A 26,248-nucleotide genomic window follows, 5' to 3' on the forward strand; every position below is an offset into this window, starting at 1 on the left:
CTATCCCTCAATCTGTTTTTTAAGTTTATGGGCTTCAGATGCTATATCTTTTTTGGAGTAGGCCTTTGCTATCATCTCTACGGCATCCAGGTTTCGCACCACGTTGTCCAGATATCCCAATACATCGCCAGGATAAGCGGTTATCCCATAAAGACTTTCAAGTTTCCTGACTATTCCTGCGGGATCATATCCTTCTGCACGGATGTGTATTATCTTCTCCGAGAACTTATGCTCCGCACATCCGCAGTAAGGAGATCCCTTGCAGTTACAGGTAAGGAAATCCGATGCAAAATCGAATAACTGATCCCGAAGACTGATATCCAGTCTTTCCATATTCTCACCCTCGAAGAGTATGTCAAGGGAAGCCCCCTGGAATACCCTGGAGGGCAGATTTATGTTCAAGGCTGCAGAGATCCGCGCAGCGTTTTTGAAGTACACGGCATCAAAGAACTCCAGATTGGAAACGGTCATCAAAGGGCTCTGCTCCATTAATACGGCATCACGTATCAAAAATGCCCTGGAAACAGAAAGGAAATGACCCGCAGCGATCTTGCCGAATCTTGTCAGCGCGATATTGTCACTTTTCTTGTGAAGGAATTTATATCTCTCAAGTTTTTTCAGCAAGACATTCACATTATAATCAGCAAGCATGTTGACATGTATCCTTTTGAGGTCACTTACAGAGGATGTCACTGCGGCTGTTGCAAGGATCTCCTCTATCTTCTCCTCTTCCCCATAGTCCACGCTTGTATGCAACATCTCCCCCTTAAGCAACTTCAGGGCCATCGCATCTTCCGTATCGCCCTGATTACCGGTATACCTCTTGTTAGGTACAGCAAGCAGCACCACCTCGCCCCTGTCATGGTAATCCGGCCTGCCTGCACGTCCCAGCATCTGAAGGAACTCCTGCATGTTGAGCCATTCAATTCCCATAGCAAGTGATTCAAAAATCACCTGTGAAGCCGGAAAATCAACTCCTGCAGCAAGGGCTGCTGTTGTCACGACCACAGGAAGCTTTCCCTTCCCAAAGCCAATCTCCACTTTCTTGCGTTCCTCGCTTGTAAGGCCGGCATGGTATGGTGCCGAATACATTGGAAGGGCTTCGGATATGCGGTGGCAGTTACGTCTTGAGTTCGTGAAGATGATTGTCTGGCCCTTGTGACCTTTTGATGAGACCTTGCTGAACTCTTCCCTTACCAGCCGGGTCATTATTTTTATTTTGGAATGCTCTGGGCAGAATACCAGATGTCTCTCTATAGGTACGGGACGGTATTCATATTCGATGAGCTGTGTACCAAGCTTCTTTGCCATTAGGGCCGGCTTCGCGACGGTTGCAGAAAGATAGATGAACTGTGCATCAGGTGCAACATATTTGAGCCTTGCAATTACACCGTCAAGCCGATGACCACGTTCTGCATCTTCTATTGTGTGGACCTCATCCACAACAACAGTACCTATGTGACCCAGTGTATCAGCGCCACCGGTCCTGAGAACATAATCGATCCCTTCGTATGTCCCGACGATAATATCAGAATCAAGTGTCCTTCTTGATCTATCATTTTTTGAAACCTTTATACGGGCACTCCCGACCCTTAAGGATGTATTGATGCCAAGGCCCGAATACCTGCCGGTGAACTGGTCATACTTCTGGTTAGCAAGTGCTACAAGAGGTACCAGATAGAGAAGCTTTCCCTTCTTTCTCAGTATGTTCTCGATACCTGCGAGTTCTCCTATGAGTGTCTTTCCTGTAGCTGTTACAGAAGTCACAAGCTGGTTTTGTCCCCGGAGCAAGCCGCTTTCGACTGAAAGGGATTGTACGGGCAGCAGTGTCTCCGATTTTTCTATAAGTAGGTCTTTGAATTTCCTGTTTATTGGGAGATCCTTTATTTTGGAACCAGAGATATCCTTACTTGCAGCAATCGAATCGAAACGCGTCAGTTCATGATCCAGCTCTTCAGGACTGAGCATAAGCAGGGTTCTATCAAGGTCCTTAGTCTTGAGCAAAATAGATTCCAGTCTTTCGCAGGCTTCTTCACTGTAATGCAACTGTGAACTCATGAGAACCCTCGAAAGCTCCTCCTTTGCACATTCCTCACATATCTTTTCCCGGTGGTACCTGAAAGACTTTCTGTTCAGGAAATTGAACATATTCCTTAAGAGACAGAACCTGCAGACATTCACCATGTCCGCACTTAACTGGAAGCCCTGCAGCATGTCAATTATAGTGGATATCTGTTTATCATCCCCATCCTTTGCAATAAGAATGCGTTGGGCGGTCCTAAGAAGATCTGTGAACTCCGAAGGCGGATGGAACTCACCTTTGCGATCTTTTATAACCTTGAATTTATGAGGCCGGGGCCCGCTTGAGGTAGTCTGGACTACCAGTTCTCCCACAAATAGCGGCTTTTTCTTCTTATCCTTTATAGGCAGGACAGTTATTTTTGATCTTTCAGCAATAATTAGTATCCAGAGAGTCATTTGTGTTCTCACATTGTACAGTGGCTATAAATAGTATTGGATTTATAAAAGACAAAAGCTAGAAATATGAACAATAATATATTTGTTTTTACTTAAGGGGCTAGAAATATCTTGATTAATAACTCTATTGCAAGTACCATTAATTCAGATGAAGAGTACGAGACAGCATCACTTTATGACAGCCTTAAAAAACCGACTTCAAGCGCAATATCCCAGGACGAGATCATCTTGCTTTCTACAGGCATACATGTGCTTGACAGAAATCTCGGAGGAGGCTTACCCGCAGGTTCATTGTCTTACTTTTCGGCCGACCCGCAATCTATGTCCGAGGTTTTCCTGTATCAGTTCACCCAGTCACGCAAGACATTCTATTTCACTACAGGCCGCAGACCTAAATACGTTCTTAATGACATCATCAATCTGGGTTTTGATCCGGGCAATATAATCTTTGTTGACATCTATAGTGAATATTACTTCAGCTCCTGCGGAGAAATGGTTGAAAGTGTAGGTAACGAATATATGGATTCCAAGATCATTGAGTTCACTGAGTATAACCTTCGCAATATTGCAAATGACTCAAGTGATGAGATAATTAATATTATCATAGATTCATTTTCTTTCTTTATGAACCTTAACGTAAATCCGGGCATTATCCGCCAGCTTACAAATGTGATATACGAGGTCACAAAGGAAATACAATGTCTCACTTATCTTTACGGCCAAAAAGGCAATAATCCGGCAAAGATGGATAGTGAAGCCTTTGCAGCGGTTGATGTCATATTTGACTCTTCCCTTGAAAAGGGACCAGATAAGATGGTAAGTAAACTTGCCATACCGAAGATAAGGGGCATGGTTCCAAACACTGATATTATCAAGTTCAAGATCGGAGAAGGTGTGCAAATAGACACCTCACGGGATATAGCCTGAACTTTGTTGCAAACCGGAACTCAAATATCCAGTGTTTCAAAATTAAAGGCAGGCATCGATGGTTGAATCCCTGCAACTGCAATTGCAGTGTGCGGGAATCTCCCCGATAGTCTCGATTATAATATCAAACAACAGTTCCCTTTTTTCCTGCAGGATATCAACAACCTCAGATGCAGTGATCTTCTTTTCATCCAGTCCGCAGGCGTTATTGGTCACTATGCAGATAGAGGCGTAGCACAAGTTTAATTCCTTTGCCAGGATAACTTCAGGCACCCCGGTCATTCCAACGACATCACTGAACTGACTCATCATCCTTATCTCTGCTTTTGTTTCAAACCTTGGCCCCTCAGTACAGGCATAGACCCCTTCTGAAAAACCGATCTTCCTTCTTTTCAGGACATTTTCAAGTGTCTGTCTTATCTCCGGGCAATACGGTTCTGTCATGTCAACATGCACTGTCCTGTCATCATGGAAGGTAGATATCCGGTTCTTTGTAAGATCAAGAAAATCCTCGGCCAGGACAATACTGCCTATGGGGTGGTTTTTCATTGTACCCACGGAATTCACAGAAATGACTCTCTCAGCTCCGAGCTGCCTGATTGCCAGAACAATGGCCCGGTAATTTATCTTGTGGGGAGGAACATGTTTTGTATTGTTCGTATGCCTGGGTACTATTAGAACATTTCTGTCACCAGTGTTAAAAAAATGAGCAGCGACACTACCAAAAGGCGTTTCAAGAAGGTAACTTTCAGAACCCTCCGGCAGAAAAGCGTTTACACCGCCGATTATTGCTACATCCGGAGCAGGTATTTTAGAATTCATGGTTTTAGTTATCTGCATCATTAGACCTTACCAACCCTTGTTTCTCTTCTATTTTGATGTTTGTAGATATCTTGATCCCCATGAGGGCTACTATTATGGCAGCAACAATAGAATAAACGAAATACTGTACACCTGCTACCGGATCAAGGGAATCGCTACCAATGACCGGATTTATGGATATCAGGTAGGTGCTTGCACCCCAGAAGAGCAGACCCATGGAAATCGCGAAGAAAGCGGGAATGATATATCTGAAAACAGACCTTCCGCTCTTGCGGCAATCGATGATCTTTCCTAAATTTGCCAATAGGATCGCTACTGTATACAGCCATACCGTCGAGTTTATGAAAACCGTTGCCAAAGGCACTATTCCGTAATACCATATACCATCACTTGTATAAAAGCCCCAGACATTTATCAGACCTATGATCGTTGCAAGCAGGAATACAATACCTGCTATGGCATAAGTAACAAATGTCATTCTTCCGGAATAGAAGGAATCTTTCATGTGTTCCCAGAATATCGAGATCGAGTCACCGAAACCACGGTATAGCATGTAAAGACCTACCGCTGCAAGTATTCCGATAATAGCTCCCTGAGGATAGTCGATCAGGAGGAAGAAAGCATATATCAGCGAGGCCAGGCCCAGCGGTACGAAGAATGTCTGGGATATCTTAGGATCATTGAATGCATGTTTGATGATGTAATAAGTGCTTTCAAGATTTGCACTCTGCATGACAACTATGCGTTTGACAGAATCGATCTTAATCCTGGATTGGACTATAGGCAGCAGTGTTTCATCCTCTGCACCATCCGAAATAAAAATTACGGACTCAATATTGAACTTCTTGAGGATCAGGTCCAGCTGATTTGCGATCTTCTGGTCTGAGATAATACCTATGTTCTTGTCACCTGCAAGAGTAACTATTTCTGCATCAATGCCTTTTGCCAGCAGATCATCAAGTACCCTGATACCACCAAAGATAGTATTCGTATCCGAGTCCTCAGGGTCTGCAGTACCAAGCTTCACAGCCGCCTCAATATTGGCTTCCCTGCCGATCAGAGGCCCTCTTATATGGGCTTTTTCACCCAGATCGTTATCTCTGTCTACACAAAGAATTAGTGTTTGCATATAATTCAATTTCCTATTTAGTAGGGAAATATAAATAGATTCTCATAAAATCGTGACTCTGGGAGACTTATAAAAAATACACATAGATATTAAAAACAATATCTTCAGAGTATGTCCCCTATCAGTTTTTTTGCCCACATAAGTTTCTTTTTCTTTACAGGTGTGACATTCTTGTCATTCAAATCAAAACCCAGCAATGTTATGTCTGAAGCACCGAATTCCTTTGCGAGGAACACACATCTGTCACCATCACTGAACCCTCCGAAATTGTAAACGTTCTTGAGGGGTACTGACTGGGTACTTCCTACAATATTGTCTAACTGTGAAACATACTCCTCTAATTTATCAATATTGTCCCCATGTGCATGCACAACCATGACTGCTCCCTGCCTATTGGCCAGGATCTCTTTTTCCATATCCCCGTCAAGATCGGTCACTATGATATCCGGCACTATATGCCTTTCAATAAGACTTGATGTAGCTCCGTCAGCGGCAATAAGCACATGACCGGTAGTATCCGTGCGGTCAATTCCGGCCCCAAGACCTGGGGCATTGCCACATACAAAGACACTTTTTCCGGCAATCAGTTTTTCAAGAACGAGCACATCTGAAGTCCTGGCCATATCCAGCATCCGGGAGAGGATACTGGCTGCATGCTCATCCTCTTCCCTGCTAAATCCCATGTCCTTGAGTATATCCTGGTAAATGGGTTCCCAGTTTTCAAATTCCATATATTTCTTATATCTCCTGTTTCAGGATGCAGATATCCCGATACTTATGAATACACCTGCTACATCCCAGTCCTTGGACAGTGTCCCAGTGGAATCCACATCAAGTCCTATGACCTGTACATCTGCCCTTATCTCTTTTGCAATGTATTGCTCAAGGTCAAGTACAAGGTCAAGTACCCTTTCATCTTCTATTCTGATGTGAGCCTTGATAGGTTCATCGACTGCAAGGTCAAGTTCCTTACGCATATCCTGTACCCTGCGGATAACTTCCCTGGCAAAACCTTCAGACTCGATCTCACGTGTAAGTGTTGCATCCACATAGATGGTGCCGGCATCGAATTGTGCACTTGCAGACATTTCCGGAAGGCTCTCCTGGAAATTGACCATGTCCGATGTCACCGTTACCTTAGTGCCCCCGGCAATCTCAAGTTCATATTCCCCGGAAGATGCCAGCGTCTTTTTAAGGGACGCAGCATCAACCTGTTTGATAGAAGCTATGATCTTACCTGCATCTCCTTTGAAAGCAGGCCCGATGGTGCTGGGATTGGGGATGGCTTCAAACCCTAGCTCATCCCATGATTCCCCGACACCTGTAAGCACGACATCCTTGGAGTTTGTCTGGTCCATGAGTACGGACTTAAGGTTAGCTACGGCATCAGTAACCGACTCTTTGTTTGGTGCCACTATTATGCGGGACACCGGCCACCTGAGTTTTCTTCCGACCTTCTGGCGGGCGTTAGAGGATGCTTCGACCATTGACCTGATAAGGTCCATATGTACTTCCAGTTCCTTGTCCACAAGGGACTCGTCAATAACCGGCCAGTCGTTCATGTGAATGGATTCGGGCGCGTCAGCATTCACATTTATAACCAGGTTCTGGTACATCTCCTCCGCCAGATGAGGCATAAAGGGTGCAATTACCTTTGAGAGTGTAACGAATACCTCATACAGCACCCTGTATACCGCAAGCTTGTCAGGATCCTCCGCCTCCACCCAGGTCCTTGGCCTGATAAGCTGAATGTACCACCTGGAAAGGTCTTCCAGCACGAACTCGTTGATCGCACGTATGGCCCTGTGCAGGGTATACTTCTCCATAGCCTTGTCTACGTCATTGACCAGTGACTGGGACCTTGAAAGTATCCACCTGTCCTCTTTACGCATACTTGGTTTAACAGACTCGAGAGAGAACTCTGAGGGGTCAAACTCATCAAGCACCATATAAGGTAGCGGGAAACGATACACATTCCAGAGAATGTTCAATGCTCTGTTAATGTTACCAAGTTCGCCGCTGACAAACTTCAGGTCATCCCAGGGAGCACTTGAGGAAAGTACGAAGCTGCGCAGCGTATCTGCACCGAATGTGTCAATGACATCGCCCGGTGCAATAACGTTACCAAGGCTCTTTGACATCTTCTTGCTCTCACTGTCAAGGGTGAAACCATGCATGAGAACACTCTTGTACGGGGCCTTCCCGAAGGCCACCATGCTGGCACCAAGCTGTGAATAAAACCAGCCACGTGTCTGGTCCTGTCCCTCTGTAATGAAGTCGGCAGGCCACCATTTATCGAACTCTTCCTTTTTCTGGGGGAAATGCAGGGTTGCCCAGGAAGCTACAGCAGAATCGAACCATACATCAAATACATCTTCCACGCGTTTCATCTTGCCGCCGCACTCACAGTCGAGCAGTATCCCGTCAACATACGGCCTGTGTAGTTCAATGTCCTCACTTGTACCGGACATCTCAAGTAGTTCTTCTCTGGTACCCACAACATGCATCTTACCGCAGTCCTTACACTTCCAGACAGGTATGGGTATACCCCAGTATCTCTGGCGGGAAATACACCAATCACGTGCACCCTCCACCCAGTCCTTGAACCTTGCAGAACCTGCCCATTCAGGATACCATTTTACCTTCTCTATTTCCGAAAGCATCTGGTCCTTGAGTTCTCCTATCTTGATGAACCACTGTTCTGTTGCAAGGTAGATAATAGGTGTTTTACATCGCCAGCAGTGTCCGTATCTGTGGGCGATCTCATCCTCTGAAAGCAATCTGCCACGTTCGAGAAGATCTTCAACGATAACCCTGTTCGCCTCACGGATATGCATGCCGGCGTATTCTCCTGCCTCTTCGGTATAGCGTCCGTCAGGACCAACAGGACAGAATATCGGAAGACCGTTCTTCTTACCTACTTCAAAATCATCCATACCATGACCGGGAGCAATATGCACACAACCTGTATTCTCAGCCGTCACAAAGTCCGCAAGATAGATGCCGTGCTCCATGGCTGCCTGTTCAGGCACCATATCCAGAAGAGGGCTTTCATAAGAAAGAGATGTAAGGTCCTGACCTGGCATCGTATCAAGCACTTCGTAGTCTGCGTACCTTCCTTTCCTGAGTACGTCTTCAACGAGCGGGGAGGCCATGATCAGAATCTCTTCTTTACCATCAGAGGATACAGCTTTTACTTTTGAATATTCAAAGGAAGGATGCACTGCCACAGCCACGTTGGAAGGGATGGTCCAGGGAGTTGTGGTCCATATCACAACAGAGGTATTCTCTTCACCTTTAATTCTGAATTTGACGAATATCGAAGGATCTGTCCGGTCCTCATACTCTACTTCGGAGTCAGCTATGGCAGTTTCACATCTCGGACACCAGTTGACCACACGCTTTCCCTGTTCAAGCAGCTTTTTCTCTTGTGCCTGCTTAAGGGTCCACCAAGCTGCTTCGATATACTCATCACGCAGTGTCATATAAGGATTGTTCCAGTCAAGCCAGGCACCCAGCATGAGAAACTGGCCTGTCATGTCATCCTTCTGTTTCATGGCAAACTCTTTGCATTTTTCTATAAAATTGCCGACACCATACTTCTCGATATCCTTCTTGGTAGTAAAACCAAGTACACCTTCAACCTTTACCTCAATAGGCAGACCATGCATGTCCCAGCCTGCACGATCAAGTATATCATAGCCATTCATTGAACGGTAACGCAAAATGGAATCCTTGATGATCTTGTTCCATGCAGTACCAAGGTGGATGTGACCTGTTGTATATGGAGGTCCGTCAACGAAAAAGAATTTCTTTCCACCTCTTCTGCGCTCACGTACTTTTGAATATGCATCTGTTTTTTCCCAGAGCTCATGGATCTTCTTTTCCAGTTTCACCGGGTCATACTGATTGGTAATCTCCTCTATCATGTAAGGTTCTCCTTGCTCAAATTCGATCTGGACTATCCTACTGCAATATTTAATTTAAACATATTGCATCAGGTTTTTCATTATAGTATGTCATTTCTGCTTCAGTCATCTAATAAATCAATTATTTTCAATTCAGGTATTGTGAAAACAAACTTGCTCCCCCGTCCGACCTCACTTTCCACCTGAATTGTTCCACCCTGCATTTCCACCAGTTTCTTCACAAGTGCAAGACCCAGTCCAGTACCATCATATTTACGGATGTAGGAAGAATCAATCTGTCTGAACGGCTGGAATAATTTATCTACATCCTCCGGGGAGATACCTATGCCTGTATCCTTCACGATAACATGTACCACCTCATTGAGGACCTCCGCTCCTACAGTGATGCAGCCATTGTCCGGCGTAAATTTTATAGCATTACTAATGAGATTATAGAATATTTGCCTGATCTTACCTTTATCAGACCTTACCGTTATGGAGGCTGATATCTCATTTCTAACCGTGACATTGTTTTTAAGTGCCAGTGGACTTAGGATTGTTATTGTATCGCCGGCTACACTTGAAATACAGAACTCTTCAAGGTTCAGGTCCATCTTACCTGCTTCAATCTTTGAAAGATCAAGTATATCGTTAATAAGGCTAAGTAAATGCTTTCCACTTGTCGAGATATTCTTTACGTGCCTCATCTGTTTTTTATTCAAAGAACCAAAAGTCTCATCAAGCAGTATTTCCGAGAACCCTATAACTGAATTAAGAGGAGTACGCAACTCATGGCTCATGTTAGCAAGGAACTCGCTCTTTGTCCTGTTTGCTTCCTCTGCAGCCATCTTTGCATCAATAACAAGTTGTTCAGATCTTTTACGCTCTGTCATATCACGAATATGCTCTATCACAAGGGAAACATTGCCATTTTCATCAAATATCGGCATGACGCGGATCTCACGTGTCTTACCATCAACCGGATTAGTTCTTTCAACTGTCCTGACAATACCTGTACGGAATACTTCCATGGCGTGACACGGATCACATGGTTCATCACGATGCATGAAGCAATTGTAGCATAGAGGATTACTTCTCTTCTCTTCGTCACTTATGTAATCGCGTTCTTTCCAGTTGCTCAATACAACATGCAGGTCTTTGTCAATCACTGCAAGAAGGTCGGGTATAGAATCAAAAGTGCTTGTAAGCAGGTTCTTTTGTTGTTGTATCTCTGCGATGATATTCTTTCTTTCAGTAATGTTACGAATAACACATGCAATAACAGGCAAAGTATCTTCTTTGTGGACATAATGAGCACTTATAGAAACGTTTGTAGTTTCCCCGCTTTTTTTGATCATGTCCATTTCAAAATCGTCAACATAACCGTTGGCATCCAGGGTCGAACGCAAAAACTTACGATCATGGGAATTCCTGCAGACAAGATCCAGAGAATGACCTCTGAGCTCTTCAGGCTCATACCCAAGATGCCGGTTTACAGAAGGACTTGAAGTAAGGATTTTGTCTTTAGCATCTATTTCAAAATAAACATCATGGAACTCCCGGAATATCCGGCGGTATTTCTCCTCACTTTGTTGCAACTTCCAAGAGGAACGTTTTCGCTCAATACTGTTCACGAAGATCTCACCCAGAAGACAAAGCAACTGGAAGTATTCCAGTACCCATTGTTTTTCTTCTTTTATGGGAGTGAAAGCTATGAAACCGGCAAGTTCACCCTGGTTCACCATAGAGAGCATTAGAACAGAGCTGACACCAAGCTGCTCAATGAATTGTTTTTCCTGTTCAGGATCACAATGCTCAGAGGTGTTGGGTATAATAACCACGCTTTGCTTTTCTAATCTATCGACAAGCCACTCCATATCTTTCATTCGCAGGTTCCGGGCTGCAAATCCACCTTGTTCTGTGCTGATAGTATGCCATTCATGAGTGATCGCAAAATGCCCGTTACCAGATAACTCGAACATACAGGCACTTTCAGCACCCAATGATTCTGATATGGACTGCAGGGCCGTGCTTATCGTCCGGTCCATTTCATCTGACCCATGCCCTATAAAATCTGCAGAGATATCGACTATAAGGGATTCTATTTCCATGCGATGCTCCAGGATAGTTTCAGTCTGTTTTCTCCCGGAGATATCGTCAACGGTACCAAAGCACCCTTTTATGCGTCCATCTTTATCCTTTTCAGGTCTGGTTCTTATTCTCAAATAGAGTTCTTTTCCCCGTGTTGTTGTATATGGGAGCTCGGCTGTTATCTCTTTATCATTCAGGATGCTATCTTTTACAAGATATGAGATACCTGCCTTTTGCAAAGGTTCAAAACTCAACACATTAAAAGACTGTGCAACTCCCTCAGAAGGCAAATCAAGCATATCTAACAGTGTTTTATTCAGGAAAAGTATCTGACCGCTTGTGTCAATGCGTATAACACCTATAGGCAGATCATATATCATATCACTGTAGTTTGTCTTTTCCACATACATTTTTTCAGGATTGTTTTTTATGGGACCGGTTAACTTTTGCATTCAACAACACATTCCAAAAGGATGTCAGCATATCAATAATAGCCTGGAAAGCAAATCGTTCAACTGATATATATCAGTGTTGCTTTTTGGTTTTGTGCCACAATCATTATATATGTGGCAAAACTTAGTAAAATTGCTTAAGGTTATAGCTGTTTTGTTAAACGTATGGCATTGATTGTATTCACCAGGTACATTTTCTTTACCGTTATGTTTTCAAGCTTAGTTAGATCTCTTTAAGCTTACACCAAGATGGATGTGAAATATTTGTTCAACAGAAATGAATCTACTGCTCCGGTCGAAGCCGGTGAGAAATACGACGTGACAATCGAAGACATTGTCAGAGAAGGAGATGGAATTGCAAGAGTAAACGGATTTGTAATCTTTGTCCCAGGCACACAGGTCGGCGATGAAGTTACAATCGAAGTAACTAAAGTAATGCGTAAGTTTGCTTTTGGCCAGCTTGCAGAATGATTGCACGCTCAAAATACAATTTTGAAGTACAAAGTCCTTTAATCCTTATTTTTCTTTTCTGTGTCAGGTCGCAATATTAAAGGGATTACGATAGAAGTTTTGGATAAAACCCGGATCATCTATCTTAAAAAGACCTGAAGTCATTTTAACATGTTAGAGGTGCTTAAGAACTATTTTTAACAATTCCAAGATTTTGGAATCCAAGAATAGTAATTAGAATAGTAATTAGAATAGTAATTAAAACGTAAAATGAGTTGGAAGTAAAATGAGGTTTAGCTCATTACTTCAGATAGCCCTTGTTCTGGAGCCAGTTTGCCTGTGGCCTTGTGTATTTCCAGATCACGTCAGCTTTTTCATCCTGGAATGACCACGGAGTAGCTATCACAATATCCCCTTCGTGAACCCACATTCTCTTCTTTTTTGAGCCAGGGATCCTGCCCATACGAACAACGCCATCCATGCACTGCAACCTAACCCTGTTTGCTCCCAGAAGCATTGAAACTGTTGCAAGAACTTCGCTCTTGTCTTTGCGTGGGACTCTTACGCGCACCACTTCAGGTGCACCAGTAGATTTACTGCCTGCGTTACTCTGCCTTTTCCTGCTGTTATAGTTCGCCAGATTAATTCCTCGATTTGTATCAAATTATTTGTCATATATTTTTCTTTTTATTTAAAAGGACATTCTATGGAGTTGATATACATGTTAAAGTGTATCAATGTAGAAAATATCCGGATTCAAATAAAGCAAATGCCTGCAATTATTAAAAAACAAGGATGAGTTCTAATACTGATATACAGACTATTTCTGTGCATACATATAAAGCTCAACCTATATAAATTGAACTGAGCAGGCATATGCCGGACAAATATCCGGCAGTGTCTGTGAAATTCAGAATATCACTTATTATCTTCAGACAGCATGAGTTTTACAAGACCTGCTGCTATATCAATAGAGTTATAATCCTCTTCAAGCAACGTTTCGACCCAGTGAGCATATTTTCCGAGGTGCCCCTGATCGATAGTATCTTTTACTTTCTGAGAAAGCAAGTTTGCTTTGAAGTCCTCGGCATCACTTCTGGAAGGTACCTTTTTTCGAGTGATATTCACTTTTGTATATCTCTGTATACTCTTAAGCTTGTACAATTCTTTGCCTGAAACAAATGTGAAGGCAAGTCCTTGTTTTCCTGCTCTTCCAGTCCTTCCGATACGGTGTACGTATGATTCTTCATCCTGGGGCACATCATAATTGAACACAACTTCTATGTTCTCCACGTCTATACCCCGGGCAGCTACATCTGTTGCAACAAGGGTTTCTATATCCCCTTTTCTAAAGTTGGCCATTACCCTTTCTCTTTGCTGCTGTTTCATATCTCCGTGCAGACCGTCAGCCAAGTATCCTCTTGACTTCAGCTTTTCGACCAGTTGATCCACGCCTCTTTTAGTATTACAGAAAACGAGTGAGGATTTCACATCATAGATATCTATCAGCCTGAAAAGTATCTCGGGTTTTGCATGAGGCTTGACCTCGAAGTAGGACTGTTCTACATTGGGTACTGTGAGTTTCTTGTGAACTGTCTTTACAAGCTGAGGATCCCTTTGGTACCGCTTGGTCAATTTCATTATAGGACCGGGCATCGTCGCTGAAAAGAGAATTGTCTGCCTTGTTGTAGGAACATTATTGAGGATCAGTTCGATATCTTCCCTGAAACCCATATCCAGCATCTCATCAGCTTCATCCAGTACGACCATTGATACATGCCCGATATCCAGTGTCCGGCGTTCGATATGGTCCAGGATTCTGCCCGGAGTCCCGATGACTACCTGAGCACCCTTTCGCAGAGCCCGTATCTGCCTGTCAATACTTTGTCCTCCATATACAGGCAGGATTTTGATATCCTTATACCGGGCAAGTTTGTTCAACTCGTCAGCAACCTGATTTGCGAGTTCCCTTGTAGGACAGAGCACAAGTACCTGCACTCTCCCAAGATCCTGCTCGATCATCTCCAGAGCAGGTATGCCGAATGCTGCGGTCTTGCCAGTTCCTGTCTGAGCCTGGCCGATAACATCCCTGCCTTCCATAATATAAGGGATGGACTGAGACTGAATAGGAGTAGGTTCTTCAAAACCCAGATCTTCAATTCCTTTTTCCATGCTTTTTGACAGTTGAAGATCTTTGAAAGTTATTGGTTCCATTGTTATAAATTCCTTTTAATAGTTTGTTTGGTGATATTGAAAAGTACAAACGGACGATAAGAATATATCGTTGACCTTGTATTCCGGTGAATATGCAAATCTCAAATTATCAATGCCCAAGTTGCTTTGTTTAACAAAGCAAGAAAGTTCAATGCTATTCATACTGCAACAAATGAATTAAGCCTATCGGTGAAAATGGTTTTTTGAACAATGTGATTTACCCCCATAACCCATAGAAGTAAAATAAAATTAAACATCCGGAGACGTTTCCTCATATTTACTGCTCATCCCGGAACAACTGTCACATCCCTTTTCAATAAAGCGGGCCTGAGGCAGGGCAGAACTCATAATCAGCTTATTCCTGCACCTTTTTCTAAAACCCATACTCATCCGAATGTTCACTGAAAACTTCCATTTCCTTTCTGGAGAATCTTATCACAGACTCGGCATCCATGTTGCCTTTGTACTATCTCAAAGATCATTGATTTGTCCATGAAATCAAATCTAAATTACTGGATAATATCTTTGTGGTGCTATATCAGGATTTTAACGTTGTCACCTTCCGCCAAGATTGAGAAACGGTAAATACGAGAGCGTACATATTAAGTTTGATGGGGAATCGGGTAATTGTATTACTATTGATAGCCTCTATGGCGCTCAATGGCTACCTTTGGGTATCTGCTCAGCCTGTTGAATACTCTGAAGTCCGGCAGATGAAGGAAGAGATAGAATCACTTCAGCAAATAAACGATGCTTTAAGAACACAGATCAGGGACAATGATCAGTCCTTACAGTCCTGTACTGCACAGCTTGATTTCTACAGGGAACGTATCTATCAACTTGAATCAGATTCAGGCACTTGTCCTACAGGCATACAGGGTGCTGCTACATTGCAGGCACCTGCGGTGATCCAGCAGATAGAAGTTGTGGGTGAAGGACCTTTCTACAGGAGAGTTGTCACAGAGGAAGGTACTATGATAGATGTTTCTGTTGAAATTATACCGGGAAAGGGCAGAGTGCTGGTACAGACAGAGCCTTTGATGGGTGTAGTATTCCAGGATGCAGCCAATACAGCTGCTTTTGTATCTCATGATATAACGAACACAAGCCCTGCCAGTAGTGACACTATATTCAGCATAAAAGCCGACCAGGAGATACCTGGTGTCGATGGTCCCAGTGCAGGTGCATTAATGACCTTAATAATGATAGCAGCAATTGAGGGTGAGACACTTGATCCTGAGGTCACTGTAACCGGTACTATCGATGATGACGGTAATATAGGCTCCATAGGAGGACTGGTTGAAAAAGCACAGGCTGCAAAGGACGCTGGCAAGAAACTACTCCTTGTTCCGGAAGTGAATCAGATGATTTCCATTGATGATACAAGTGAGCAAAGGATAGGAGACATTGTGATCAGTAGTGAGAATTCAGAAACAGTTGATACAGAATCCTATATTGAAGAAGAGGTCGGTATCGATGTGGAATATGTTGGAACTATAGAAGATGTGCTGGATTATGCATTTATCCGGGAAGGATAATAAAATAGAAAGAAAGGCTCTATGAAATCCTTATTTGAATTATACAGACAAATCTGGAATTCCCTCCATAGCTGTATACCAGCAATTTTAACTATAGTCCTGAACTCAACCAATTACACTTCCTATATATGGTTTGAATTTTTCAAACCAGGCCTTTGCGAATGTTAGGGATTTTGATAATTTTGTGAATTCATTTTTTATTATTTCTCTTAAGGTTCTTTAGACTTGATGAATGTGACTGAATTACTCTTTTAACACTTTTCCATATAGATTCTATCGGATTCAGATTTGATGAATAAGGTGGTAAGAACGATAACTCAATTCCTGGTTCTTGAGCTTTTGCAACTGTTTTCTTTGCATGGTGAGCTCTAAAGTTATCGATTATGATAACTATTCCTCCAGTTGCAATCTGGAATTCTTTTATTTTTTAATAAGATCATCAAGCTGCTCCAGAGTTAGCCTGTGCTCAATATTTACCCCCCCTCCCCTCATAATAGAAGATAATTATGTCATGTATAATTAACTACGTGTTTAACTATAATTGGAAATATCATTCCCGATTATCCATAACCTGTATTATTGTTAAGAACAAATTACTAAAATAAATAAGTAAAAACTAATCTCATCATAGGTTTCTTTAAGAAAGAGGTCAAACATGGATAAAATAATAAAGTATTTCCAACAGGAGAATTTTGCAAAGAATTCAGGAATGAGCCTGACTGAAGTATCCGGAGGCTACGCAAAGGTTAAAATGGAGATTGAAAAAAGACATCTCAATGTTCTTGGGACTGTGCATGGAGGTGCGATATTCACGCTTGCGGACATGGCCTTTGCGGCGGCATCCAATTCACATGGCACTGTTGCCGTTGCAATCAATTGTGATATCTCCTTTGTAAAAGCTGTTGGTGAGGGCCATTTGATAGCAGAAGCAAAGGAAACTTCTATCAATCCGAAGATCTCCACTTACGTTGTTAACGTCACCAATGAAAAAGGAGATACTATCGCAATATTTAACGGAATGGCCTACAGGAAGAAATATGCACTTGAACTTTTGGAATAAAGCATTCAGACTATAATAATAAATTTAATCGATTTGCAATATATATAAGAGTATATGTATACGGCAAAAGTCTGTTTTCTGAAAAAAACATTGTTACGTAACAATGTTACCTTTACTTTTATAAGTTCTGTAATCTATATATTCTTATAGAAGCTTATCTGTATCTAAAAGCTTTATGAAAAAATGTAATTATCAGTCAGAGTTGGGGGGGTGCAAAGAAAATATGAGTATCAAGAAGATGATTGCGATGGCTATAGCTAGTGTACTGGCATCAAAGGTATTTAAAAAAATGGGGAAGCGTTGATCAGAACTTCCTTATTTCCTTATTCTTCTTTATTATATCTATTTTGAACTTTTTTTTGGTTTTTCAATATTCAGGACTTCAATGCTTTCATTACTTCCCTTACTGATTATAGAAAGACCTCCATCAGTTTCCAGAACAACAGCATCTACATCCCTGACACTTGAATGCCCGGTACTTCTTATGGACTGTTCTATTTCTTCTTTGACTATCCGGACCTTTTTCATATTGCCTATCAGATAATTGCCCTTATAGTAAACTAACTTAGGTTCGTTTTTGACCACCCTCTTTACAGTATCGGATCTTACAGTCAGCCAGCTTACTGAAAACTGCAGTCCCACAAGTACCCCAAAAGCCATTATACCATCTATTAGTTGAGTATCACTGGATAGAAGAAGTGTCCCGAAAGTAGATCCAAGGGCAACTGTAATTACAAAATCGAAAGCGTTTAGCTTTGAAAGCGTACGCTGACCTGTTGTTCTTAATAGCAGCACAAGTACAATATACCCACATACACCCAATACAACTATCCTTAATATTTTCTCCCAGCTACTGAAGAAAAGATCAATAACTACTAACCCCCGTCTTATTATTCCCTGTTAACTTCATGCAGACTACTTTTGATCCCCAAAACATGTTATACCTGATACTATAAAATAATCTGCTTTTTAGTCTGTGTATGAGCATATCGTAAGAGGCTCACACGATGCCCTCATTAATCACAAAAAATATTCATTCAAAATATCAATGAAATGGTCGGATCTCATTGAAAGATCAGATCAGTTCCCGGGGCTGTTTATGTTCAGGCAATGCAGGAAGAGGCATCGTATTTATAAGGATTGGCGATTCAACATCCTTTGCCCTTTCAAGGAGCAACTCCTTTCCTTTCTGAGTAATAGCAAACAGTGGTACTGCAGTGCCTACCTGGGCAAGCGGCCTGATAATTTCCCTGATATTCTTTGAAGCACAGCCTGTGATAATATCAACATGTTTTACAAGTCCTTCTGCAAATGTCCTGTCAATGCCCGTGACATGTGCTCCTATGAGAATAAGTTCAAGCCCCATTTCCTTTTCAAACTCACGCAATTGTTTAGCAGTTTCAGGGAAAACAACCGATACCGCTATCTTCTTATATCCCAGGTGTGCAGCTTTTTTAACACCTGCAACAGCGTCTATTGTGGCGCCGGAAGGATCAAGCACAATACCTCCCCTCTCAGTGATTCCGTTTATTACCGCATCGATCGGTTCAGTCTCGACAAGCCCGGATATACGCGCCCCCATACCCTGAACAAGGGTGGGATTATTGGTAATGACAGTTCCCGCACCATCACATACAGTTACAGTTGTGTCGATAATACTCCTGTCCAGGCCGGTCATCATAACCTCCGATGCCCCGAAACCGACAAAGACATCCATCTCAAGCTTGCGCTCCGCGGTGAAAAGTCCGAAATCCCTGATGCGGAACTCCATATTCTTCCGGACCTCTTCTTTGGTGATCTCTTTGATACCTCTTGCTTTTTCAAAAATGGGGCACCATCGTATCTGCGGTTCGCCCACTTCGATAACCTTTCCATGCTCAACAACTACTCTTGTTCGTCCCATTATTTCCATTATGTGCGGCATTTGATCACCAGTTGATTAGTATAACGTCAAAGTTAACATAAGTAGTATAAGTTTAAAGTGCATTTCTTTTGTCTATGACCTTTTTTGACTTGCCCTCGGTTCTGGGAAGAGTTCCCTTTTCCACGAGTTCGACATTTGTCCTGATGTTCAGAACGGCTTTCAACTCGTTCTCAACATGCCTTTTTACTGCAGCCAGATCTTTAAGTTCGCCTGTAAATGCATTTTCTTCGAGTTCGACCTTTACTGTCAGCTCATCCAGCATTTTCTGATTCCTGTCGAGCACCACCTGGAAATGCTCCGTGATCTCAGGTATTCTTGCGATGACATTTTCGACCTGAGAGGGAAACACATTGATGCCTCTTACAATAAGCATGTCGTCCGCCCTTCCGAGCAGTCTGGATATGCGCGTTGTCGTCCGTCCACAGCAACATTCACTTTCAAGAAGCCGTGTAATGTCCCCTGTCCGGTATCTTATGATAGGAAGGGCCTCTTTTGTAAGAGAGGTCAGTACAAGTTCTCCTTTCTCACCTTCGGCAACCTGCTCTCCTTCCTCATCAAGCACCTCTACAAGGAAATGGTCGCTCCACAGATGCAGGCCGTCTTGGTGTTCACACTCAAAGGCCACGCCGGGTCCCATGAGTTCCGAAAGTCCGTAAGAGTCATACGCCTTGATATTAAGAGCGCTTTCCAGTTGTTTGCGGGTATTTGAAGACCATGGTTCTGCACCGAAGCATCCGACCTTCAGTGAAAGTTTGTCCACGACATCCATCTCCTGTGCGGTCTCGGCAAGATAAAGTGCATAGGAAGGAGTGCAGTGCAGAGCTGTAACACCAAAATCCATCATCATTTCCAGTTGACGGGCCGTATTACCAGTGCCGCTTGGCACTGCCACAGCACCAATCCTCTCGACACCGTAATGGAAACCAAGACCACCTGTGAACAAACCATAGTTCACAGCATTCTGGAAAACATCATCCTCACCTAGCCCTACCATTGTAAGGTTGCGGGCCATTAGATCAGACCACGTCTCAATATCCTGTCTGGTATATCCTACAACCGTAGCTTTCCCACTTGTGCCTGAAGATGCATGTATACGCACAATATCTTTGCGGGGGACAGCAAAAAGTCCGAATGGATAATTGTCACGAAGATCCGTTTTCCTGGTAGTTGGCAGCTTGCTGATATCAGCAGCCGATCTGATGTCCCCGGGTCTGATACCAAGCTGCTTGAACTTCTCCCGGTAAAAGGGCACATTGCTATAAACTGATGCAGCCGTCTTTTTCAAACGTTTTGATTGCAATGCTGTCAGTTCATCTTTTTTCATTGTCTCGTATTTCGGCTGCCAGTATTTCATGAGAAAATCTCCGCAATCATCCAACATAGAACTTCCTGTTTAAATGATTTACTCTTTAAATCAATGGACATCACGCCGGTCAAAATCAAAATGCATCAAATTGAACATGTTTCCGATATATTTATTCATATATTTAGGATTATATACATAATAGAGCATCGCGTGTACATAGAAAACCAGATCATGAACATTTTTTATTATATTATGCCATAATATATTAAACACTGTTCAGTAAATCATTTCCTCATAAGTGTGTGAGCGAAATGAAAAAAAAGTTAATGGGTAAATGCTTTTTGCTTTTGGTAATCATCAGCCTGGTATGTACACAATTTGTGATGGCAGGCAGCAATACTACCAGTGTAGATGATAACACAGTTACAGATATAAATGTGCACTATAAAACCATACCCGAAAAAGAGATCGTTCATGTCACAAAGCAGATAATCTTTTTGAACAACAACCCAAGTACCAATTACTGGAGAGGCTACTATTCAAATTACAATTACTACCTTCCGGAGAATGCCAGGAACATCAGTTCATACGATGATGATGACAGTTTAACGTTCCGCCAGGACACGGAAGGTTTCTATGTATTCAATTTCAACCGGAAAGTATGGCACGAAGAAAGTTATACATTCTATCTTGAGTACGATCTGAATATCAATAAGAACACTGCGGTTTTTTACATGAGCGAATATGGAGATAACACAGCAGTGAGTCTGGAGATCCCATCTGATTTTGATACTCATCTCGCAAGAGAGGATTATTCACTGGAAAGAAAAAAATACTCAAACATTTATAAATTTGAAAAAGGACTGGCATGGTCCGGCCCATGCCTTGTAAAGTCGGCAAGATCAACTGATTATTCCATACTTGAAGATACCGTCCAGCTGCAGCAAGAAGAAGTCGGCGTCAGGATCAGATACTGGGAAGGAGAAGAAGAATGGGCCCGGGAAATGATGGACACCACAACTGAGTTCCTTCCAATACTTGAAGTAAACTGGGGAATACCATATCCAGTGTCTTACAACATAACGATAACACAAGCCAATATTACAGAGACAGGGGGCTATGGAGGATACAATGAAGGTAGCAAAGGTATCTGGATGCTACACACATCAAGTAATGAAATCCTCATTCATGAGCTCGCACATTACTGGACCCGTGCCTGTAACTTTAATCAGCTCTGGATGGACGAAGGATATGCTGACCTTTACACATATATCGCCCTGAACCAGACCACACCTGAAAAAGCTGAAAAAAGGAAAGTACGCTTCCTGGAAAAATATGAGAGCTTAAAAGTACAATATGAGGTCCCTTTATCAGAATGGAGCACACCTGATAAGCTTAATTCAATGACTCAGGAAGAAGTTGATTTTACTTATAAAAAGGCTTTTGCACTGACCTACACCCTTTACGAAGACCTTGGTATTGAAGCCATGAAAAAATCAAACCGGGAATTTTTGAAATCAAAGAACCAGGTCGATGAGGACATGTTCATCAGTATAATCAATTCATCTTCAGAGAATTATCAGGATCAAATCAAAAACTACATATATTAATAAATAACTAATAAATTTAAAAAATATATCCTGAATACAAATAATAAAGTATTGAAGATATATTGCAAAGCGCAGAGAATATGCCGATCGGGCATATTCTCTTTTCAAAGGCTCATCACAACTGTGGGAGGGAGTGATCGGAGCCACCGGGGACTGGATTTTAACTTGTGGGAGTGAAGGGATTATGGAAATACATTGCAAACAAAAAAAAGACACATACAATTATACACTATTTGGCTTGCCGGAAATGCTTCATGCCTCCAGCCCTGCGAACCGAATTCTGGAAAAAGCGGTTGATGAGATACCTGTCCTTTTCTGCGCTTATGGCAAAGTGTCTTCAAGAATAGTCTGGAAAACCCAAACATTCAGATCGTCCTGTTTTGAAGGAAAGGGAAAGAAAATAGCACATGATATCGTAGTCGGCGGTCAAAAAACAGGGATAATTGAGATATATTTCAACAATGTACAAACAGACATAGAAAAATGGGACATGCAATCGTTTCCTTCCAGAGATAGCAGTGTATTGCTCGATAGGATATCACAGTTTATTGGTAAATTCCTTGCAAAGGAGCAGATGCTAGAACATCTCAATGTTTCGGAGAAAAATATCAGGAATATCTTTGACAATTTACATGACCATATTTTCGTTCTTGACCAGGAGGGAAATATCCTTGACTGCAACAGAGCATCCATGAATTGCCTGAATTTCGGATGTAGCCAGATATCACAGTTTAAATTGGCAGATACAGGTTATATCGGTTCCAAGGAGGTGGATACAATTATTGAACATACTCTCAATCATGGCGCATTTAACCAAGAGACGGAATGCTTATGTACGGATGGGAGGATTACCGCAACGATTGATTCCTGCTGTGTGGATTACAATGAAGAAGAAGCAATACTCCTCGTTGTCAGGGACATCTCAAAAACCAAAGAACATGAAGACAGAGTTAAAACATATACTGAAGAGCTAAAAAGCTCCGGTGAACTCAAGGAACTTTTCATTGATATTATTCGTCATGACCTGCTGACACCTGCCGGAATAATCAAAGGATTTACAGAAGAACTTATTTGCGAACCCTGCAGTGAAGAAAAAGATCCTGCCCTGCGAAAAATATATGAGAATATCAATCGGCTGATCGAACTGCTGGAGTCGGCCACAAAACTGAGCAAGTTACAAAAAGTTGAACAGGTCCAGTTCGAAAAGATCGATCTTGTCCCGGTTTTCCAGATAGCCGGAGAGAATCTTAAAACCGAAGCCGATTCGAAAAGGCAGCAAATTGTGATAAGGCGGGATCTGAGCTGTCCTGCGAAAGTCAATCCGATAATTGGAGAGGTGTTTCTGAATCTACTATCCAATGCGATCAAGTACAGCCCTGAAGATAGCAATATAAACGTTGATTTCCTGGATGAGAACGATCACTGGAAAATTACCGTCAAAGATTGCGGCCATGGAATCTCTGACATTGATAAAGCCCGCATATTCGACCGTTTTATGCGAGCGGACAAGAAAGGCATCAAAGGTAGCGGTCTTGGTCTGGCCATCGTGAAAAGGATAATCGAATTACATGACGGAAATTATGGAGTAGAAGATAACCTGGATGGACAGGGAAGTGTATTCTGGGTTACCGTAAGAAAGGCATAAGGTCAACAGGACACATTTACCAGCATACTATACAATATTAATCCAGCCAGATCAATTAATTGTTCATATATATAGATATAAATAATTATTTTTTATAATTGCGATGTATATAAATTGTAGCAATTCTGGAATGTATGAATTACATGACATGTGTTGAACAAGAACACATTTAAATATATGTAACATATTAATTCTTTTGCTATCGAGTAAAAGTATACTAAAAACCATATATAAATCCAGAATTTTTATAAAAATTATTATGATAATCGCAAAATCTTACTTAAATGTCAAGAAGAAAATACAGATTACCAGTATTTCTTCAGATACCTGCTTATGAGGTTCCATGAAAAAAGAGAATTCCCGATTAGACAGAAATGAAAATATATTATCATATTCTGGAGACTACACGTCTTTAAGCAGTCATTCACATGACCTTGAAACCCCTGACAAGGAGAATACAAGCGTTTTCCCGACAAGTGATGACATGTATGTATCTTTTTTTAAGGACAACAATGCAGTCATACTGCTTGTCAATCCTGGAAATTCCCATATCGTTGATGCTAACACAGCAGCCTGCAACTATTATGGCTGGACGATGAGAGAGATGACATGCAAGAAGATCGGCGATATATGTGAATTGTCAGATCAAGAGAAAAAAGCTGAAATGCAAAAAGCTGCCGATGAAAAAAGGAAATACTTTTTCGCCAGGCATCGCCTTGCAAATGATGAGGTCAGATATGTCGAAGTCTATAGTGGTCCCATAATGCATGATTCTCAATCATTGCTTTACTACATCGTTCATGATATCACTGAACGCAAGCTGGCAGAAGAAGAATTGCGAAGAAAAGAGATGCAGCTGCGTACAGCACAAAAAGTCGGACATATCGGAAGCTGGGAGTTTGACTTCAATTCCGGTAAAGTGAGTGCTTCTGAAGAAGCAAGAAGAATATATGGCCTTGAGGATGAAGAGCTTACAATACGGAATATACAGGAAGTACCATTGCCTGAATACCGCCTTATAATGGACAGGGCACTTCGGGACCTTGTAGAAAACCGGCTGCCTTATGATATACAATTCAGGATAATCAGACAGAATGATGGTAAAATCCGTACCATACATGCTGTAGCGGAATATTATGCTGAAAGAAATGCAGTCATAGGTACTATCCAGGACATTACTGAGAAGAAACAATCCGAAGAGATATTGGCTGAAGAAGCCATCAGACGGCGGATACTGATGGAGCAATCCAGGGACGGAATAGTAATTATCGACCAGGACGGGAAGGTTTTCGAAGCTAACCCCAGATATGCTGATATGCTTGGTTATTCTCACGAGGAAATGCAGACATTGCATATGTGGGACTGGGAAAGTCATTATACCCGCGAGCACATGCTTGAAATGCTCCGGTTTGCTGACAATAAAGGAATACTTCACGAAACACGCCAACGCCGCAAGGATGGTAGTCTACTTGATGTTGAGATCAGTGCAAACGCAGCCTCATTCGGAGACAGGAAACTTTCATTTTGCGTATGTCGTGATATCACTGAGCGTAAACAGGCTGAAGAGGAACTGCTGAATGCCAAGATGGTTGCTGAAACTGCCAACCAGATTAAAGGTGAGTTCCTGGCCACCATGAGTCATGAGCTAAGGACTCCGTTGAATTCCATAATAGGTTTTTCGGACATTTTACTTGATAATACATTCGGGAACCTGGACGAAAAACAGACAACTTATGTACAGCATATAGCAAAAGGAGGTAAACATCTTCTGGATCTTATTAATGATATCCTTGATCTCTCAAAGGTTGAGGCCGGTAGGATGGATCTTGAGTATGAGCAATTCCATGTATCCAGTGCTATCGACCAGATTAAGACAATAATACACCCACTTGCAATAAAGAAGAACATCTTTCTGGATGTTAATAATAGATCCGCAACTTGGTAATATAGATGCAGACATAACCAAATTCAAACAGATCCTCTACAACCTTATAAGCAATGCCATCAAGTTCACACCTGAAAATGGTCATGTGACAATCGAAGCAAAGATTTCCGGTAGTTTTGTCCAGATAAGTATAACTGACACAGGAATCGGGATTCCAAAGAATGATATGGATAAACTATTCCAGCCATTCAAACAACTAAATCCTTACCTGACTCGCGAATATGCAGGAACCGGGTTGGGTCTTGCTCTTGTCAAAAAATTCGTTGAGATGCACGGCGGGAATATCAGGGTTGAGAGTAAAGTCGGAGAAGGCAGCATTTTCAGATTCATGATACCAGTCAATATAGAAGACAATTGCTGAATTGCAAAAGTTGTTCTACAAAACAAGCGACAGCAGTAAGTTTACCGCTGCCGTTAAGTAGATATAGCAATCTCCATTGCCAGTTTAATCCTTCAATACCTCAATAAGCTTATCCGCATCTTGTTTTGATAAGAATACCCCCTCCTTGTCGTCAGCAATATGAACTCCGGACTCAGTAAAACTCATATTTATGAATCCGAATGCTGACATAGTACCAAAGGGGTTGTCGGAATCGATACCTTCAAGTTCCATTTTTAAAATCGAAATATAATTTTTAGGAACAAAGATCGCGTCGCCATTGATGTCTGTAATAACGATGCCTTCTGTGCCAATTGAAAATTTACTCATTCTAATTCTCCGTTTTTTCTAACAGGTCTGGTGTATTTAT

The 26,248-nt window shown here is 42.1% G+C and carries 21 protein-coding genes; 8 read left to right on the forward strand and 13 right to left on the reverse strand.

The annotated features are described in order from the left end of the window. Positions 1-2,478, reverse strand: a complete 2,478-nt coding sequence (locus CUN85_RS06010; RefSeq protein WP_135389427.1) for a DUF5814 domain-containing protein — start codon at positions 2,476-2,478, stop codon at positions 1-3. A 111-nt stretch (positions 2,479-2,589) separates the two neighbouring features. Between CUN85_RS06010 and CUN85_RS06015 the strand changes: the two genes are divergently transcribed. Next, on the forward strand, positions 2,590-3,405 hold the full coding sequence (locus tag CUN85_RS06015) for an RAD55 family ATPase (protein ID WP_235856223.1): 816 nt from the start codon (positions 2,590-2,592) through the stop codon (positions 3,403-3,405). Positions 3,406-3,447: 42 nt separating this feature from the next. On the opposite strand, the gene CUN85_RS06020 is transcribed toward CUN85_RS06015, so the two are convergent. The 5 genes from CUN85_RS06020 to CUN85_RS06040 all read right to left on the reverse strand — a co-directional run bounded on the left by CUN85_RS06020 (position 3,448) and on the right by CUN85_RS06040 (position 11,807). Beyond that, positions 3,448-4,227, reverse strand: a complete 780-nt coding sequence (locus tag CUN85_RS06020; protein WP_167848807.1) for an MTAP family purine nucleoside phosphorylase — start codon at positions 4,225-4,227, stop codon at positions 3,448-3,450. 4 nt (positions 4,228-4,231) lie between these two features. Further along, on the reverse strand, positions 4,232-5,356 hold the full coding sequence (locus tag CUN85_RS06025) for a DUF373 family protein (protein WP_135389430.1): 1,125 nt from the start codon (positions 5,354-5,356) through the stop codon (positions 4,232-4,234). Positions 5,357-5,460: 104 nt separating this feature from the next. After that, the gene (locus tag CUN85_RS06030) at positions 5,461-6,087 is read right to left on the reverse strand and encodes a 6-hydroxymethylpterin diphosphokinase MptE-like protein (RefSeq protein ID WP_135389431.1); all 627 of its coding nucleotides are present in this window, start codon (positions 6,085-6,087) and stop codon (positions 5,461-5,463) included. Positions 6,088-6,108: 21 nt separating this feature from the next. Continuing rightward, positions 6,109-9,285 carry an isoleucine--tRNA ligase gene (gene ileS / locus CUN85_RS06035; protein WP_135389432.1) on the reverse strand — a complete coding sequence of 1,059 codons (3,177 nt, stop codon included), beginning with the start codon at positions 9,283-9,285 and terminating at the stop codon, positions 6,109-6,111. A 101-nt stretch (positions 9,286-9,386) separates the two neighbouring features. After that, entirely contained in the window at positions 9,387-11,807 is a 2,421-nt protein-coding gene (locus CUN85_RS06040; protein ID WP_135389433.1) for an ATP-binding protein, read from the reverse strand. A gap of 264 nt (positions 11,808-12,071) precedes the next feature. Here CUN85_RS06040 and CUN85_RS06045 point away from each other — a divergent pair, with 264 nt between their 5' ends. Then, positions 12,072-12,278: a TRAM domain-containing protein gene (locus CUN85_RS06045; RefSeq protein WP_205804376.1), complete on the forward strand. Its 207-nt coding sequence runs from the start codon at positions 12,072-12,074 to the stop codon at positions 12,276-12,278. Between the two features lie 280 nt (positions 12,279-12,558). Here CUN85_RS06045 and eif1A read toward each other — a convergent pair whose 3' ends face one another. After that, positions 12,559-12,897 (reverse strand): translation initiation factor eIF-1A, encoded by a 339-nt coding sequence (eif1A, locus tag CUN85_RS06050; RefSeq protein WP_135389435.1) that lies wholly within the window; start codon positions 12,895-12,897, stop codon positions 12,559-12,561. A gap of 278 nt (positions 12,898-13,175) precedes the next feature. Further along, positions 13,176-14,471: a DEAD/DEAH box helicase gene (locus CUN85_RS06055; RefSeq protein ID WP_135389436.1), complete on the reverse strand. Its 1,296-nt coding sequence runs from the start codon at positions 14,469-14,471 to the stop codon at positions 13,176-13,178. Between the two features lie 611 nt (positions 14,472-15,082). Between CUN85_RS06055 and CUN85_RS06060 the strand changes: the two genes are divergently transcribed. Continuing rightward, on the forward strand, positions 15,083-16,009 hold the full coding sequence (locus CUN85_RS06060) for a S16 family serine protease (protein WP_135389437.1): 927 nt from the start codon (positions 15,083-15,085) through the stop codon (positions 16,007-16,009). Between the two features lie 190 nt (positions 16,010-16,199). On the opposite strand, the gene CUN85_RS06065 is transcribed toward CUN85_RS06060, so the two are convergent. Beyond that, positions 16,200-16,433 carry a transposase gene (locus CUN85_RS06065; protein WP_135389579.1) on the reverse strand — a complete coding sequence of 78 codons (234 nt, stop codon included), beginning with the start codon at positions 16,431-16,433 and terminating at the stop codon, positions 16,200-16,202. Positions 16,434-16,664: 231 nt separating this feature from the next. On the opposite strand from CUN85_RS06065, the gene CUN85_RS06070 reads away from it, so the two are divergent. Further along, on the forward strand, positions 16,665-17,069 hold the full coding sequence (locus CUN85_RS06070; RefSeq protein WP_135389438.1) for a PaaI family thioesterase: 405 nt from the start codon (positions 16,665-16,667) through the stop codon (positions 17,067-17,069). Between the two features lie 342 nt (positions 17,070-17,411). On the opposite strand, the gene CUN85_RS06075 is transcribed toward CUN85_RS06070, so the two are convergent. From CUN85_RS06075 to CUN85_RS06085, 3 genes are all read right to left on the reverse strand, one after another. After that, a complete protein-coding gene (locus tag CUN85_RS06075; RefSeq protein ID WP_235856225.1) occupies positions 17,412-17,891 on the reverse strand; it encodes a DUF421 domain-containing protein in 480 nt (159 codons plus the stop codon). Between the two features lie 253 nt (positions 17,892-18,144). Further along, positions 18,145-18,993 (reverse strand): methanogenesis marker 8 protein, encoded by an 849-nt coding sequence (locus CUN85_RS06080; protein WP_135389440.1) that lies wholly within the window; start codon positions 18,991-18,993, stop codon positions 18,145-18,147. Between the two features lie 52 nt (positions 18,994-19,045). Continuing rightward, positions 19,046-20,347: a phenylacetate--CoA ligase family protein gene (locus CUN85_RS06085; protein ID WP_135389441.1), complete on the reverse strand. Its 1,302-nt coding sequence runs from the start codon at positions 20,345-20,347 to the stop codon at positions 19,046-19,048. Positions 20,348-20,610: 263 nt separating this feature from the next. Here CUN85_RS06085 and CUN85_RS06090 point away from each other — a divergent pair, with 263 nt between their 5' ends. From CUN85_RS06090 to CUN85_RS06105, 4 genes are all read left to right on the forward strand, one after another. After that, positions 20,611-21,909: a M1 family aminopeptidase gene (locus CUN85_RS06090; protein WP_135389442.1), complete on the forward strand. Its 1,299-nt coding sequence runs from the start codon at positions 20,611-20,613 to the stop codon at positions 21,907-21,909. A gap of 247 nt (positions 21,910-22,156) precedes the next feature. Beyond that, the gene (locus CUN85_RS06095) at positions 22,157-23,554 is read left to right on the forward strand and encodes a PAS domain-containing sensor histidine kinase (RefSeq protein ID WP_167848808.1); all 1,398 of its coding nucleotides are present in this window, start codon (positions 22,157-22,159) and stop codon (positions 23,552-23,554) included. A 343-nt stretch (positions 23,555-23,897) separates the two neighbouring features. Further along, positions 23,898-25,499 carry a PAS domain-containing protein gene (locus tag CUN85_RS06100; protein ID WP_135389444.1) on the forward strand — a complete coding sequence of 534 codons (1,602 nt, stop codon included), beginning with the start codon at positions 23,898-23,900 and terminating at the stop codon, positions 25,497-25,499. Further along, complete coding sequence (locus tag CUN85_RS06105) at positions 25,471-25,860, forward strand: sensor histidine kinase (protein ID WP_135389445.1); 390 nt, start codon at positions 25,471-25,473, stop codon at positions 25,858-25,860. Before CUN85_RS06100 ends, CUN85_RS06105 begins: the two co-directional genes overlap by 29 nt. Before the next feature lie 84 nt (positions 25,861-25,944). Here CUN85_RS06105 and CUN85_RS06110 read toward each other — a convergent pair whose 3' ends face one another. Beyond that, positions 25,945-26,208: a hypothetical protein gene (locus CUN85_RS06110; protein ID WP_135389446.1), complete on the reverse strand. Its 264-nt coding sequence runs from the start codon at positions 26,206-26,208 to the stop codon at positions 25,945-25,947. Between the last annotated feature and the right edge of the window lie 40 nt (positions 26,209-26,248).

The organism is Methanolobus halotolerans, assembly GCF_004745425.1.
In the GTDB taxonomy this organism is placed as follows: Archaea; Halobacteriota; Methanosarcinia; order Methanosarcinales; family Methanosarcinaceae; genus Methanolobus; species Methanolobus halotolerans.